The 14669-nt window shown below is 34.5% G+C and carries 14 protein-coding genes; 8 read left to right on the forward strand and 6 right to left on the reverse strand.

Going from position 1 to position 14669, the window contains the following annotated elements; all coding sequences use genetic code 11:
* The first annotated feature begins 116 nt into the window (after nt 1-116).
* The 4 genes from IHE43_RS03705 to IHE43_RS03720 all read left to right on the forward strand — a co-directional run bounded on the left by IHE43_RS03705 (nt 117) and on the right by IHE43_RS03720 (nt 6258).
* Nucleotides 117-2066 carry a sialate O-acetylesterase gene (locus tag IHE43_RS03705; protein WP_192186737.1) on the forward strand — a complete coding sequence of 650 codons (1950 nt, stop codon included), beginning with the start codon at nt 117-119 and terminating at the stop codon, nt 2064-2066.
* A gap of 149 nt (nt 2067-2215) precedes the next feature.
* On the forward strand, nt 2216-4648 hold the full coding sequence (locus IHE43_RS03710; protein ID WP_192186738.1) for a glycoside hydrolase N-terminal domain-containing protein: 2433 nt from the start codon (nt 2216-2218) through the stop codon (nt 4646-4648).
* A 781-nt stretch (nt 4649-5429) separates the two neighbouring features.
* On the forward strand, nt 5430-5888 hold the full coding sequence (locus IHE43_RS03715) for a Panacea domain-containing protein (RefSeq protein ID WP_056188079.1): 459 nt from the start codon (nt 5430-5432) through the stop codon (nt 5886-5888).
* Nucleotides 5889-5895: 7 nt separating this feature from the next.
* Nucleotides 5896-6258 carry a hypothetical protein gene (locus IHE43_RS03720; protein WP_192186739.1) on the forward strand — a complete coding sequence of 121 codons (363 nt, stop codon included), beginning with the start codon at nt 5896-5898 and terminating at the stop codon, nt 6256-6258.
* A gap of 3 nt (nt 6259-6261) precedes the next feature.
* On the opposite strand, the gene IHE43_RS03725 is transcribed toward IHE43_RS03720, so the two are convergent.
* The gene (locus tag IHE43_RS03725; protein ID WP_192186740.1) at nt 6262-6807 is read right to left on the reverse strand and encodes a CvpA family protein; all 546 of its coding nucleotides are present in this window, start codon (nt 6805-6807) and stop codon (nt 6262-6264) included.
* 243 nt (nt 6808-7050) lie between these two features.
* Between IHE43_RS03725 and IHE43_RS03730 the strand changes: the two genes are divergently transcribed.
* From IHE43_RS03730 to IHE43_RS03740, 3 genes are all read left to right on the forward strand, one after another.
* A complete protein-coding gene (locus IHE43_RS03730) occupies nt 7051-7407 on the forward strand; it encodes a hypothetical protein (protein WP_035681402.1) in 357 nt (118 codons plus the stop codon).
* Nucleotides 7408-7518: 111 nt separating this feature from the next.
* Nucleotides 7519-8538, forward strand: coding sequence for a phenylalanine--tRNA ligase subunit alpha (gene pheS, locus IHE43_RS03735; protein WP_192186741.1), 1020 nt, complete (start codon nt 7519-7521; stop codon nt 8536-8538).
* A gap of 77 nt (nt 8539-8615) precedes the next feature.
* Nucleotides 8616-9023 (forward strand): hypothetical protein, encoded by a 408-nt coding sequence (locus IHE43_RS03740; RefSeq protein WP_192186742.1) that lies wholly within the window; start codon nt 8616-8618, stop codon nt 9021-9023.
* Nucleotides 9024-9158: 135 nt separating this feature from the next.
* Here IHE43_RS03740 and IHE43_RS03745 read toward each other — a convergent pair whose 3' ends face one another.
* From IHE43_RS03745 to IHE43_RS03755, 3 genes are all read right to left on the reverse strand, one after another.
* Nucleotides 9159-10154, reverse strand: a complete 996-nt coding sequence (locus tag IHE43_RS03745; RefSeq protein WP_192186743.1) for an NAD(P)H-dependent glycerol-3-phosphate dehydrogenase — start codon at nt 10152-10154, stop codon at nt 9159-9161.
* Between the two features lie 336 nt (nt 10155-10490).
* A complete protein-coding gene (locus tag IHE43_RS03750) occupies nt 10491-11648 on the reverse strand; it encodes an iron-containing alcohol dehydrogenase (protein WP_192186744.1) in 1158 nt (385 codons plus the stop codon).
* Nucleotides 11649-11810: 162 nt separating this feature from the next.
* Nucleotides 11811-12572 carry a type 1 glutamine amidotransferase domain-containing protein gene (locus IHE43_RS03755; RefSeq protein ID WP_192186745.1) on the reverse strand — a complete coding sequence of 254 codons (762 nt, stop codon included), beginning with the start codon at nt 12570-12572 and terminating at the stop codon, nt 11811-11813.
* An 85-nt stretch (nt 12573-12657) separates the two neighbouring features.
* Here IHE43_RS03755 and IHE43_RS03760 point away from each other — a divergent pair, with 85 nt between their 5' ends.
* Nucleotides 12658-13563, forward strand: coding sequence for a LysR family transcriptional regulator (locus IHE43_RS03760; protein ID WP_192186746.1), 906 nt, complete (start codon nt 12658-12660; stop codon nt 13561-13563).
* A 122-nt stretch (nt 13564-13685) separates the two neighbouring features.
* Here IHE43_RS03760 and nadD read toward each other — a convergent pair whose 3' ends face one another.
* Nucleotides 13686-14267: a nicotinate (nicotinamide) nucleotide adenylyltransferase gene (gene nadD / locus IHE43_RS03765; RefSeq protein WP_192186747.1), complete on the reverse strand. Its 582-nt coding sequence runs from the start codon at nt 14265-14267 to the stop codon at nt 13686-13688.
* A 32-nt stretch (nt 14268-14299) separates the two neighbouring features.
* A complete protein-coding gene (locus tag IHE43_RS03770; protein ID WP_192186748.1) occupies nt 14300-14665 on the reverse strand; it encodes a four helix bundle protein in 366 nt (121 codons plus the stop codon).
* Between the last annotated feature and the right edge of the window lie 4 nt (nt 14666-14669).

Raw genomic sequence — 14669 nt, forward strand, 5'->3', positions numbered from 1 at the left:
ATAGATTGAACCGCAAAGTTCGCAAAGCCAGCACAATAATCGCAAAGCTTTGCGAACTTTGCGTAGTTCTTAGCGAACCTTGCGGTTAATTTTTAAAGTTAAATTTTAAGATAAAGATGAAAAAAATAACAAGCTTTCTTTTATTGCTTTTAAGCGTAATTGTAACTGCCAATGTCAAAATGCCATTGTTGTTTGCTGATGGAATGGTGTTGCAACGCAACAAAGAAATCCCGGTTTGGGGTTGGGCAGATCCAAATGAAAAAGTTGAAGTAAGTTTCAACAAACAAACCAAAACCATAGTTGCCGATAAAAATGGAAAATGGATGATTAAATTATCTGCTGAAAAAGCAGGAGGACCTTTTGAATTAACCATTACAGGAAAAAACAAAATCATCATAAAAGATGTTTTGGTTGGAGAAGTATGGATTTGCAGCGGACAATCGAACATGGAATTTCAAGTTTCGAAAACCATGAACGCCGAAAAAGAAATAGCCGATTCTGATTATCCAATGATTCGTCATTTTGGTGTAGCACAAGATTTAAGCGGAACTCCAAAAGACGATTTAAAAGCCGGAAAATGGCAGGTTTCAAACAAAGAAAATGTTGGAAATTTTACAGCGGTTGGATATTATTTTGCCAAAAAATTGTACGCCGAATTAAAAATTCCAATCGGAATCATCAACACTTCGTGGGGAGGAACCAATGTTGAAACCTGGACAAGCCGTGAAGCTTTTCAAAAAAGCGACGATTTCAAAGCCATGATTGCTAATGTTCCAACAATGAATATCGATTCTATTTCAAAATTGTACGCCAGACAAATGAAGGAAAGAGTCGAAAAAATTCAGGGAACCCCAGTCAGTGCAGAAAACGAAAATATCTTTAAAGAACGAACATTCAATGATGCAACCTGGGGCGAATTAAATACGCCTAGTTTATGGGAAAATCAGCCTTTGGGTGATTTAGACGGAATTGTCTGGATGCGTAAAACCATAACACTTTCAGCAGAAGATATAAAAAATAAAGCCGTTTTAAGTCTTTCAAAAATTGACGATGAAGATATTACTTATGTAAACGGAATCGAAGTGGGTAAAAACACACAATGGGATTTCAAACGTGTTTATGAAGTTCCGGCAAATGTTTTAAAAGAAGGACAAAATATAATTGCCGTAAGAATTGTCGATAACAGCGGTGGCGGCGGAATCTACGGAGAAACATCTGATTTAAAATTGACTTTAGGAAACAAAATAATTCCGCTTGACGGAAAATGGAAGTTTAAAGTTATACTAGTAAAAACATCATTATCGCCAAATAGTTATCCGTCATTATTGTACAATGCAATGGTAAATCCGTTGGTACCGTATGCAATCGAAGGCGTTTTATGGTATCAGGGCGAAGCAAATGTCTGGAGAGCAAATCAATATAAAAAGGCATTTCCGTTAATGATCAGCGATTGGAGAACAAAATTTAATCAGGGCGATTTTCCATTTTATTTTGTACAATTATCAACTTTCAATGAATCCAACGGCAACAGCAAAGTAGGAAGCCGTTGGGCAGAACTTCGCGAAGCACAAACGGAGACTTTAAAATTGAAAAACACCGGAATGGCCGTAACCACAGATATTGGAAATGCTAAAGACATTCACCCAACCAATAAACAAGATGTCGGATTGCGTTTGGCAGCGATTGCATTAAACAATGTTTACGGCAAAAAAAGAGTTTATAGCGGTCCAACGTATAAATCTCAGGAAATAAAAGAAAACCAAATCATCCTGACTTTCGATAATATCGGAAGCGGATTATCAACTTCAGATAATTCTCAAAACGTAAAAGGCTTCGAAATCGCAGGTGCCGACAAAGTTTTTTATTCCGCGAAAGCGATAATCAAAGACAACAAAATAATCGTTTCGAATGAAAATGTTCCAAATCCCGTTGCCGTTCACTACGGTTGGGCAGACGACGATACCGAAATCAATCTTTTCAATAAAGAAAAATTCCCGGCATCACCGTTCAGAACTGATAATTGGGAAATGATTACGTCTAACGAGAAATATAAGGTTAGTAAATAGTATATAGAGAAAAGCGAAAAGCTTTTCTCTATATACATCTAAAGACAATAAAACGTAACCAAAAAATGTTCCATCGGAACAATTCATCGGTAAAACCGGATAAAACATGAATATCACGATATAGATCGATAACATTAAAACGCATCAAAATGAATTCAAACCTCATGAAAAAAACATTTCTCATCTTGTTTTTTACCGCTTGCTACATAGAGATGTCGGCACAATCCAATCATGTTTTATGGTACAACCAACCCGCTGAATTTTTTGAAGAAAGTCTTGTTTTAGGAAATGGAAAAATGGGAGCAACCGTTTTTGGAGGTGCCAATTCAGATAAAATTTATTTGAACGATGCAACGCTTTGGTCAGGCGAACCTGTAAATGCCAAAATGAATCCGGAAGCTTACAAAAATATTCCGGCAATTCGTGAAGCTTTAAAAAACGAAAATTACAAACTGGCTGAAGAATTAAATAAAAAAGTGCAAGGTAAAAACTCCGAATCTTTTGCGCCTTTAGGAACTTTAGAAATTAACAATTCTGAAAAAGGGAAAGCGGTAAATTACCATCGGGAACTGGATATCTCGAACGCAATATCAAAAGTAAGTTACGAAATGGCAGGCATAAAATATACGCGTGAATATTTTGTCTCGGCTCCAGATCAAATTATGGTAATCAAATTGACAAGTGATCAAAAAGGAGCTTTAAATTTTGATATAAATTTAAAGAGCTTATTAAAATCAAATGTTGAAGTGAGAAATAATATTCTTGTAATGACAGGTACTGCGCCAATTCACGAAAATGCCGGATATACTGTTGTACCAAAATATCTGGATATAAAAGAAAGAGGAACAAGATTTACCACTTTAATCCAAATCAAAAAAACGGACGGGAAAATTACAAATTCCAGAGAATCCATAACCTTAAAAGATGCAACAGAAGCTATAATTTATGTTTCTGTTGCAACAAGCTTTAATGGTTTTGACAAAAATCCGGCTACAGAAGGTGTAGATGAGATAGCAATTGCATTGCAAAATTTAAACAAGGCATTTACAAAACCATTCGATAAATTAAAAGAATCTCATATTGCAGATTATCAAAAATTCTACAATCGCGTTACTTTAGATTTAGGAAAAACAGCTGCTCCTGATTTACCAACAGACGAAAGATTATTAAGGTATTCAGAAGGAAAAGAGGATAAAAATCTGGAGATTCTCTATTTCAATTTTGGACGTTATTTATTAATCAGCAGTTCAAGAACTTTAGGTGTTCCGGCGAATTTACAAGGTATTTGGAATCCGCATTTAAACCCGCCATGGAGCAGTAACTATACGATGAACATTAATTTGGAAGAGAATTATTGGCTGGCAGAAAATACCAATCTTTCAGAAATGCATTTGCCGCTTTTGTCTTTCATTAAAAACCTTTCGGTAACCGGAAAAACAAGTGCCAAAACATTTTACGGAGTAAACGAAGGCTGGTCTGCTTCGCATAACTCAGATATTTGGGCGATGACAAATCCTGTAGGTCAATTTGGAAAAGAAGACCCAATGTGGGCCTGTTGGAATACCGCCGGAGCTTGGTTGAGTACCCACATTTGGGAGCATTATGTTTTTACTCAGGATAAAAATTATTTGAAAAATGAAGGTTATCCAGTTATGAAAGGCGCTTCTCAATTCTTTTTAGAATGGATGGTAACTGATAAAAACGGAAATTTAATTACATCACCATCAACTTCACCGGAAAATCAGTATAAATTGTCGGACGGCTTTGTTGGAGCAACCATGTATGGAGGAACGGCAGATTTAGCTATGATTCGCGAGTGTTTCGATAAAACAATTAAAGCTTCTAAAGTTTTAAATATCGATGCTGATTTTAGGTCAAAACTAGAAAAAGCAGTTGCTAAACTTCACCCATATCAAATTGGAAAAAAAGGAAACCTGCAGGAATGGTATTTTGACTGGGAAGATAATGATCCAAAACATCGTCATCAATCCCAATTGTTCGGACTTTTTCCAGGCCACCAAATCACACCAGAAAAAACACCCGATTTAGCTCAAGCTTCAAGAAAAACACTCGAAATAAAAGGCGATGAAACCACCGGCTGGTCTAAAGGCTGGCGTATTAATCTTTGGGCAAGACTGTGGGACGGAAATCGTGCGTATAAAATGTACAGAGAACTACTTCGTTATGTAGATCCGGATGGAAAAAAAACGGAGAAACCAAGAAGAGGAGGAGGAACGTATCCGAATTTATTCGATGCGCATCCGCCATTTCAAATTGACGGAAACTTTGGAGGAGTCGCAGCAGTAGCCGAAATGTTGGTGCAATCTGACGAAAACGAAATCAGACTATTGCCTGCTTTGCCAGACGCCTGGGAAACCGGATCTGTAAAAGGAATCTGCGCCCGCGGCGGATTTGAAATTGCTGTGGAATGGAACAATAAAAAACTTGAAAAAGTAACGGTTTTTTCTAAAAATGGAGGCAAAACAACTTTAATCAATGGTGATAAAAAACAAAATATCACATTGAAAAAAGGGGAAAAACTAGAAATTTTCTATAAACATTCTACCCCGCTGGGGTTTTAGGATTTAACGCATTTCAAACCCGACAGGTTTCAAAAACCTGTCGGGTTTATTGTATATTGCTCCATCGGAGCAAAATGTTTATAGCAATTAATATAATCGTGTAAAAGAAGCTCCAGCGGAGCGATATATTGATGGTCTACATTTAATATTTCACCCCGCTGGGGTTTCTGATGTTTGTGTTTGTTAATTTCTACAAACATTTTACCCCTGACGGGGTTTTTGGACATTTAACACATTTCAAGCCCGACAGTTTTCTAAAACCTGTCGGATTTATTATTGATTAAGCTAGCTCCAGCGGAGCAACATATTTATAGCAATTAGGATAATATGGTAAAAAAGCTCTAGCGGAGCGATATATTGATGGTCTACATTTAATATTTCACCCCGCTGGGGTTTCTGATGTTTGTGTTTGTTAATTTCTACAAACATTTTACCCCTGACGGGGTTTTTGGACATTTAACACATTTCAAGCCCGACAGGTTTCTAAAACCTGTCGGATTTATTATTGATTAAGCTAGCTCCAGTGGAGCAAAATATTTATAGAAATCAGAATAAATATGTAAAGAAAGCTCCAGCGGAGCGATATGTACATGGTCTATATTAATATTTCACCCCGCTGGTGTTTCTTTGCATGGGTTCATAAATTTCTATAAACACTTTTACCCCTGACGGGGTTTTTGGGAATAGAGAGCAAAACATCTCATTTACATTACAATAAGATTGTACGGATTTTGTTTCAAATATATTTTAAGTAACTTTGGTAAAATAATAATTTAAGATTATGACTTATAATCCAACAACAGTCGCTAATTATTTTATCGATAAGTATTCCAAAACTGGAAATCTTACTCCAATGAAGATAATCAAACTGACTTACATTGCGTATGGTTGGTATTTGGCCTTGACAGATAAGAAAGAAAGATTACTGGATGAGAACCCTATTGCATGGGATTTTGGGCCTGTTTTCCCGTCTTTGTATTATAGTATAAAGCAGTATAAAAAAGAAAAGATAACAGAGAAGATTCCGAATGCTGTAAAAGATGAAAAAATAACCAGCGAAGACGAAAAGTTTTTAGACAAAATTTGGGAAGTTTACGGAAGGTTTGATGGTATTTATTTAAGTGCTTTAACACACAATGACGGTACTCCCTGGAATAAAGTATATCGAAAAGATTCTAATGCCGTTATTTCTGATGATGACATTTTTGAACATTATAAAACGAAGTTAAAACCAATTTAAACTTGATATGGCGTCCCTAAATCTAAATCAAATTTCAATTGCAAACAGTTCTTCCTTAACTCCTGAAGACCTTAGCAACGCACGTTTACAAAATCAAATCCTGGAAGACAGATTAGGAAGTGCCAAAGTAGGAAGGTTTTTAGAAGATACCCGATTAAGAAGGCATTTAACCTATATTTTTGCTTTTATTATCTTTCTTTGGCTAGCTGCTGTAGTGTCTATTTTGTATTTCAATTTTAATTTCCTGAATCTGAATCTTTCAGAAAATGTGCTAATTACATTATTGACAACTTCGTCAGTAAATGTGATTGGAATGATGTTGATTATTCTGAAAAATTTATTTCCGAAACCTCTTAATGAGGAGGAATAGGACCTATTCTTTTTCAGTTTCAGAAGTTTCTTCTGGTTTTTCAGTATGATTTTCTTTAAAAGATTCGTACCATTTCTCAATTGACGGATAAACAAAAGCAGCAACTTTTTTCACCGGATTGTAAAAAATAGATTTATCTAAAGTTTCTTTTTTAGCAAATGTATTGTTGAAGTTTATTTTCTCAAAAAGAGCAATAAAAACACTCATTATCAGGATCATTTTTAAGATTCTGAAGAAACCTCCACCTAATTTGTTTGCCCATCCCAGAAAAGCAAAATCAGCAATTCCGGTAAGGATTTTGGCTAAGAAATAAACGCCAATTACTACTAGAATAAAAGTCAGGATAAAAGCTGTAATCTGAATTGTATTTGGATTCCATGAAACATGTGGTGTAATGATTCCCTTCATAAGGGAAGAAAATTTAATCGCAAGATAAATTCCCAGTAACAAAGAAATAAAAGAAGCAATTTCTACAAAAAGTCCATTTTTAAAGCCTTTATATAAGCTAAAAGCCAAAAGTGCTCCAAAAATCATATCGAAAAAACTCATATTGACGGTGTTTTATTGAAGCGCAAATATAAAAGAATTATCTCTTTATTAAGGTGCAGAGGCTCAGAGATGCAAAGGTTAAGAGGTTTTTATTTTTCTGATGTATTTCATTTTTTAAGGTCATTGGATTTGAAGTCCGTATCTTTGCAGCAATAATTTTAGAATTAAGATTGTAGATTTTAGATTAAAAATCGCTAAAATCATCCTCACTCTAAAATCTAAAATCTAAAATCACAAATTAAAATGTCCAGAGATACACAATTAAAAGAGCGTTGGGAAAAGCTCGTTGATATACTTTCAAATCAGTTTTCGCAAGGCGAAGACTTAGATTTAGATGCTATTATTTACTTAATCGGAGTTCAGGAACTTGGAAAAGTACACCGTGAATTCAAAAAAGATGAAAAATTAAACCTAATGCACATTGCCATTTGCCGATTATTAGAACCGTACGGATTTTATGAATTCGACTTTTTTGATGCCGAAGGATGGCCGCATTATAAAGTAAAAGAAGAGTTACCACCACTAAAAGCAGGAGAACAATCGGTTTTGATGAAAGAAGCGATTGTGAATTATTTTTTAGAAAGAGAACTTATAGATTAGTTTTCAGTTTGCAGTCGCAGTTTTCAGTGTCTACTGAACTGAAAACTGTCACTGCGACTGTTTACTTTCAACTAAAATCACTAAATTTGTTCTCTCAATTATTGAAGGAAAATGATAGACAAGATAAAACAGCATATAGAGGAAGCCAAATCTTTTAATGAGAAAAATAAAGAATCTTTAGAGCAGTTCCGAATTAAATATTTAGGTAGTAAAGGGTTATTAAAAGAACTTTTTACAGAGTTTAAAAATATTCCGAATGACCAGAAAAAAGATTTTGGACAAGTAATAAATACTTTAAAATCTGTTGCTGAAGAAAAAGTAAGAGTTATTCAGGAAGAACTGGAAAGCAAACAGGAAACAAAAGGTATGTTTGGTGATTTAACCAGAGCAGCAGAACCTGTAATTATTGGTTCCCGTCATCCTATTTCTATTGTAAAAAATCAAATTATAGATATTTTTGCCAATATTGGTTTCAACGTTTCCGAAGGTCCGGAAATCGAAGACGACTGGCATAATTTTACGGCATTAAATTTACCGGAATACCATCCGGCACGTGATATGCAGGATACCTTTTTCATTCAGACAAATCCTGATGTGTTGTTGCGTACGCATACATCATCTGTTCAGGTACGTTATATGGAAAACAACAAGCCGCCAATTCGTACTATTTCTCCGGGACGTGTGTTTCGTAATGAAGCTATTTCGTCACGTTCGCACTGTATTTTCCATCAGGTAGAAGGTTTGTACATTGATAAAGATGTTTCTTTTGCAGATTTGAAACAAACGTTGCTGTATTTTACTAAAGAAATGTTCGGAAAATCTAAGATTCGTCTTCGTCCATCCTACTTTCCATTTACAGAGCCAAGTGCCGAAATTGATATTTATTGGGGTTTAAAAACCGAAACCGATTACCGTATTACAAAAGGAACGGGCTGGTTAGAAATTGGAGGTTGCGGAATGGTGGATCCAAACGTTCTTAAAAACTGTGACATCAATCCTGATGAATTTAATGGTTTTGCTTTCGGAATGGGAGTGGAACGTATCGCAATGCTTTTGTATCAAATTGGCGATATCCGAATGTTTTATGAAAATGATGTTCGTTTCTTAGAGCAATTTAAATCGAATATATAATTTAAGTCGAAAGTCAAAAGTCGAAAGTCTCAAAGTTTGGGACTTTCGACTTTTCGACTTTATAACTTTTGACTAATATGAAAAAAGACATAACAATCCCAGAAGTAGAAAACGTATTCCTTGCCGCTGTTCAGGAATGGAGTGACGATTTTATGGAAAAAGTGTGGTATGCTTACCTGGTAAACGATAGTGACTTTAATTTAGACAGCGTTATGGTTGTTTCAAAAGCATTTGGAACAATAGATGGCGAAATGAAAAAAACTTCTGTTTTACGTCACGCTTTTGTTGAGGTTCCCGCTGTTTCTGTAGTAAAAATCGAAATGATCGAGAAAAGCCTTTTGATTTTAAATAACGAATTCATGGTGACTTTCTTCATTGGAAATACTTTATACGACAAGAAGTTCATCTTTAAATCAAATCTTATCAACGAAAATGATACGGAAGAAGTGCCGATTTTGTTTGTTGAGGGGGTTATGGTGAAGTAAGAAAATAGAAGCAAGAGACAAGAAGCAAGAGAATAGACTTGTGCTGAAATAAAAAAAAGAGTCAAACTGATTGTTCAGTCTTGACTCTTTTTTATTTATTCTATTTTTAAAAATCTTGTTTCTTGCTTCTAAAAGTTAATCCAAAGACTCCGTCAATTTCTTAAACACAGTCTTAGCATCTTTTCCTTCGTATAAAACAGCATAAACAGCATCAATAATAGGTGTTTTGGCACCGTAACCCTGATTTAGTTTATAAGCACTTTTGGTGGCGTAATAACCTTCCGCAACCATACTCATTTCCATCATGGCACTTTTTACAGTGTAGCCTTTTCCGATCATATTTCCGAACATTCTGTTTCTTGAGAAGACCGAGTATCCTGTAACCAATAAATCGCCCAAATAAGCCGAATCATTGATGTTACGTTTCATTTTATGAACCTTTCTGATGAATTTTTTCATTTCACGGATTCCGTTACTCATCATTACCGATTGGAAATTATCTCCATAACCTAAACCATGCGCAATTCCAGCTGCGATTGCATAAATGTTTTTAAGCATTGCGGCGTATTCAGTACCAATAATATCATCTGAAATTTTAGCTTTAATATAGTTTCCTGAAAGTGATTTAGCTACAATAGAAGCTTTGTCAGGATCTCCGCAAGCAATTGTTAAGTAAGAAAGTCTCTCTAAAGCTACTTCCTCAGCGTGACATGGACCTGTAATAACGCCAATATTGTAATATGGAATGTCGTATTGAATGTGGAAATGTTCGCCAACAATTAAACTTGTTTCAGGGACAATTCCCTTAATTGCAGAGAAAATGATTTTATCGGCCAAAGAAACGGTCATGTTTTTCAATTCCGCATCTAAAAAAGCTGAAGGAATAGCAAAAATTACATAATCTGCATATTCAATTGCTTCGTTAATATTGTTGGTTAATCTAAGTTTCGTGGTATCAAATTCTACCGAACTTAAATAATTTGGATTGTGTTTGTATTTTTGAATGTGCTCTATTGCAGCGTCATTACGCATATACCATGCAATTTCGGAAAGATTCACGCAAAGCATTTTTGCGATTGCTGTTGCCCAACTACCTCCTCCAATTACTGCAAATTTTAAATTTTCGCTCATTATTTTAATAATTTGAAGCAAAAGTACTTAATAAAGTAGTAATAATACAAAATCTCATTTAAGAAATTTATAAATGTCCTTTAATTGCAGGGGTTTTCATTACAGCAAGAAAAATAATTAAAAAATAATTTACTCTTACACAATAAACTCGAAATAGTTGCGTTTGAACTATTTATAAATTTAGATTTAATGAGTTTAGCAAAAAATGAGTTAGTTAGTTTTGTTTTAGTATTTTAAAAAGGCGTTCCTAAATATTTTAAGAACGCCTTTTTTTAGTTTTCGGTTTACAGTCACAGTTTACAGTTTAAACTGAGACTCAATACTGCGGACTGGGAACTAATAGCTCATCTCAACAATAGATTTTACTTTATCTAAAGTCACTAATTGATTTTCGCCTAAACCTTTCCAGTTTCTTTCATCAAAACGTTTTACAATAAAATCAGCTGTTTCGTGATAATCGTTTGTGTATTGCGAAAGTTTAGTGTCCATTCCCATTGTATGAAAAAATTCAACGGTTTTATTGATCGCTTCTTTCGCCACTTCATCATCAGAACCCGTTAAGTTGAAAATTCTTCTTCCGTATTGTGCTAATTTTCCTTTTTTAGTGTCGAACATTACTTTGTATAAACTTGGGCCAATAATCGCCAAAGTTCTGGCGTGATCAATACCGTATAAAGCGGTTAATTCGTGTCCAATCATATGAGTTGCCCAATCAGAAGGAACGCCTTTTTGAATTAATCCGTTTAAAGCCATAGTACAACTCCACATAAAATTTGAAGCCAAAGCATAATCGGCTGGATTCTCAGCTACTTTTGGTCCGACTTCAATTAACGTCTGCAAAATTCCTTCAGCAATTCTGTCTTGTAAAAAACCTTCATGCGGATACGTTAAATATTGCTCCATTACGTGTGTATAAGCATCGACAACGCCATTTTGTAATTGTCTTTTTGGTAACGAAACAATAACTGTTGGATCGCAGATAGAGAATTTTGGAAATAATGCGCTACCACCAAAAGCTAGTTTTTCCTGAGTTGCTGCAATAGTAACAACAGAACCAGAATTCATTTCGCTTCCCGTAGCCGGCAAAGTCAAAACAGTTCCAAAAGGCAAAGCGTTTTCTTTAATCAATATTCGTTTTTGTAAAATATCAATCGGATTTCCTTCAAAATGAACGGCAGCTGAAATAAATTTCACACCATCAATAACAGATCCGCCGCCAACAGCCAGAATAAAATCGATTTTTTCGGCTTTAATTACTTCTACGGCTTTCATTAAAGTCTCAAAATGTGGGTTAGGTTCTATTCCGCCAAATTCTATAATATTAAAACCTTTTAAATTGTTGATTACTTGTTCGTGAACGCCATTTTTAAAAATACTTCCACCGCCGTAAGCCAATAATATTTTAGCGTCTTTTGGAACTAAAGTAGAAAGTTTTTCAATTTGTCCTTTTCCGAAGATTAAATTCGTCGGATTGTATAATTCGAAGTTTAACATTTTTTTATTTTTTTTAGGTTCTGAGGTACTAAGATTCTAAGTTGCTAAGCTTTTTAAACTTAACATTTCAGAACCTTAGGAGCTCTTGTTATTTATTACTTAAATACTAAGCGCTAGGTTTTTAAAATCTTAGAGCCTTAGTCCCTTAGTATTTTAGCATCTTTACTTTAATTTTTCTAATAATTTTCCAGCGACCAATTTAGATGATGCCGGATTTTGTCCTGTAATTAAAAGACCGTCTTCAACAGCATAAGGCTGCCAGTTTGGTCCTTTAGAGAATTTACCTCCGTTTGATGAAAGTGCATCTTCTAATAAAAACGGAACAACTTTGGTTAAACCAACGGCCTCTTCTTCTTCATTGGTAAAACCGGTAACTTTTTTACCTTTTACCAAATAATCACCATTTACTTTTACGTTTTTCAAAACAGCTGGAGCGTGACAAACAAAAGCAACAGGCTTTTTGTGTGAGTAAAATGATTCGATTAAATCAATTGAGTTTTGATCTTCGACTAAATCCCAAAGCGGACCGTGTCCTCCAGGATAAAATACGGCATCATAATCTTTTTGATTTACGGTAGAAAGTTTTAAAGTATGTTTTAGTTTTTCCTGTAAAGCTTTATCAGTATCAAAACGTTTGGTGTCTTCTGTAGCCGAAGCCGGATCAGCACTTTTTGGATCGATTGGTGGTTGTCCCCCAAGTGGAGAAGCGATTGTAATTTCGACTCCCTGATCTAATAACTCGTAATAAGGGGCAGCAAGTTCTTCTGACCAAAATCCTGTTTTTTCTCCCGTGTTGCCCAGCTTATCGTTACTGGTCACAACAAATAATACTTTTTTCATGCCTTTTTTATTTGATTTTTGTGCAGTAGCTGTTATGCTGCTGGCAGTAAATGCTATAATTGCGAGTAATGCTATTTTTTTCATAGTTTTAAATTTTCATCAAATTTACTGTTTAAGTGATATTTGTAAAAATAAAATAAACTATGTTTGTAATAAATATATTTATATCATGGTAAATCTGGAATGGTACAGAACATTTAAAGCAGTTTATAAAAATGGAAATTTTTCAGTTGCTGCAAAAGAATTGTTTATGAGTCAACCTGCTGTAAGTCAGCAAATATCAATGTTGGAGGCGCATGTTGGTTATAAATTATTTAACCGAAAGTCAAAAGGGGTCGAAGCAACCGAATACGCTAAGTTACTCAATAATTTAATTATTGATGCACTCGATCGATTAGAAAATGTTGAAAGCGGTTTTAGGGCCAAAGCGGAAGATTCTAAACGATTAATATCGATTGGAGTGTCCAAGGATTTGTTTAATTGTTTTGCAAGTACACTAATCTCCAAATTTGATTTAATTGATTTTACTTTTGCAGAAGATGATGTCCTTTTTTCTCTTGTCAATGCTAAAAAACTCGATTTTGCTATCATAACGAAGAGGTTTGATACGTTTGACACGATTTATGAAATCATCGGAAAAATTAAACTGGTTGTAGTTGGCTCAACAAATTTAGATGTAACTGATTTTCGTCAAAAATTAAAATCAGATAACGCGGTCGAAATAGAGCAGTGGCTTAATGATCAAAAGTGGTATAGCCATGATGCCCGAATTCCACATGTTAAATTGTTTTGGCTCCATGCCTTTAATAAAAAGAGGCCTGCAATAGTACCTAATTATATCATTCCGTCAGAATCTGAGATGTTAGAAATGCTGTCAAGAAATTCAGGAATCGCCATAACATGGAATTGTAATTCAAGAAAATATATTAAAGAGAATAAATTGCAATTGTTGTGGAATAGTTTTCACGTACCAGAGGAATATGTGTATTTGTTGAGTGCAAAAAACAATAATCTGAATTCTTTTTTTGAAACTATTGCTAAAGAATTAAAGTTATTTTTTGGGAATAGGATGTAGATTTTTAGCCACGAATTTCATTAATTCGCACAAATTTTAGGAAAAACCGCCTTCAATTAATTTGTGGAAATTAGTGAAATTGTTTCGCCTGTTCGCTATCACTCGGGTCGTGGCGAACTTTTTTATTTCTTATAAAAATTATTGTGATCAATATATTCCCAAACCTTAGGAGGCAAAAGGGGCTGTATGTTTTTTCCCTTTTTAATGTTGTTTCGAATAAAGGTCGAAGAAATCTCCACAACCGGTGCATCAATAATATGCACTTTTGGATGCGATTTTAATTCGATATTTTCTGCTTCTTCAGAAATGCGAGGATAAACATAAATTTCATAATGGTCTAAAATCACTTCGTAGTTTTTCCATTTGTGAAGCGTTTTTAAATTGTCTTCGCCCATAATCAAGGAGAATTCATTATTTGGATATTTCTCCTGCAAATGAACTAAAGTATTCACTGTGTAATTCGGCTGAGGCAATTTAAACTCGATATCTGAGGGTTTTATCTTCGGATAATCTTGTGTTGCCAGGTAAACCATTTCAAGACGCTGATGATCGTCTAATAAAGTCGCTTTCTTCTTTAACGGATTATGAGGCGTAACGACCATCCAAACCTGATCTAAATCGGCGAACTCAGCCATATGATTGGCAATAATCAAATGACCAACATGAATGGGATTGTACGTTCCGAAATAAAGGCCTACTTTCATATTTGAAGTAACTAGTAATTAGTAAAAAGTGATTAGTCTTTTAGTGTCTTAGAAAAAGCGTTAATCATTTTTGATTCTTCTTCAATTTGATTTAAGATTTCTTTGTAAAGAGTTTGACTAGTTATAAAGCCAAGATCATTTGCAATTAGTAATTGAGTTTCAATTTCGAATAATGAGCCTCTGGAAATATTTAAAAAATGGCTAAAAGATTTATCCGTATTTCTGCCATAACCTTCTGCTATATTTGAAGGAATCGATACCGAAGCTCTTTTTAATTGACTAGTTAAAGCAAATAATTCTTCTTTAGGGAATGATTTTACTAATTGATAAGTCAGAGAGACAATTTTAATTCCTTTCTGCCAAATCAATAAATCTTTATAAGATCTTATTTCGCTCATTTTC

It is taken from the genome of Flavobacterium sp. MDT1-60 (assembly GCF_014844035.1).
Lineage (GTDB): Bacteria > Bacteroidota > Bacteroidia > Flavobacteriales > Flavobacteriaceae > Flavobacterium.

Coding starts and splice junctions, on each gene's coding strand:
- IHE43_RS03705 (WP_192186737.1), top strand. CDS start 117: ATGAAAAAAATAACAAGCTTTCTTTTATTGCTTTTAAGCGTAATTGTA.
- IHE43_RS03710 (WP_192186738.1), top strand. CDS start 2,216: ATGAATTCAAACCTCATGAAAAAAACATTTCTCATCTTGTTTTTTACC.
- IHE43_RS03715 (WP_056188079.1), top strand. CDS start 5,430: ATGACTTATAATCCAACAACAGTCGCTAATTATTTTATCGATAAGTAT.
- IHE43_RS03720 (WP_192186739.1), top strand. CDS start 5,896: ATGGCGTCCCTAAATCTAAATCAAATTTCAATTGCAAACAGTTCTTCC.
- IHE43_RS03725 (WP_192186740.1), bottom strand. CDS start 6,807: ATGAGTTTTTTCGATATGATTTTTGGAGCACTTTTGGCTTTTAGCTTA.
- IHE43_RS03730 (WP_035681402.1), top strand. CDS start 7,051: ATGTCCAGAGATACACAATTAAAAGAGCGTTGGGAAAAGCTCGTTGAT.
- pheS (WP_192186741.1), top strand. CDS start 7,519: ATGATAGACAAGATAAAACAGCATATAGAGGAAGCCAAATCTTTTAAT.
- IHE43_RS03740 (WP_192186742.1), top strand. CDS start 8,616: ATGAAAAAAGACATAACAATCCCAGAAGTAGAAAACGTATTCCTTGCC.
- IHE43_RS03745 (WP_192186743.1), bottom strand. CDS start 10,154: ATGAGCGAAAATTTAAAATTTGCAGTAATTGGAGGAGGTAGTTGGGCA.
- IHE43_RS03750 (WP_192186744.1), bottom strand. CDS start 11,648: ATGTTAAACTTCGAATTATACAATCCGACGAATTTAATCTTCGGAAAA.
- IHE43_RS03755 (WP_192186745.1), bottom strand. CDS start 12,572: ATGAAAAAAATAGCATTACTCGCAATTATAGCATTTACTGCCAGCAGC.
- IHE43_RS03760 (WP_192186746.1), top strand. CDS start 12,658: ATGGTAAATCTGGAATGGTACAGAACATTTAAAGCAGTTTATAAAAAT.
- nadD (WP_192186747.1), bottom strand. CDS start 14,267: ATGAAAGTAGGCCTTTATTTCGGAACGTACAATCCCATTCATGTTGGT.
- IHE43_RS03770 (WP_192186748.1), bottom strand. CDS start 14,665: ATGAGCGAAATAAGATCTTATAAAGATTTATTGATTTGGCAGAAAGGA.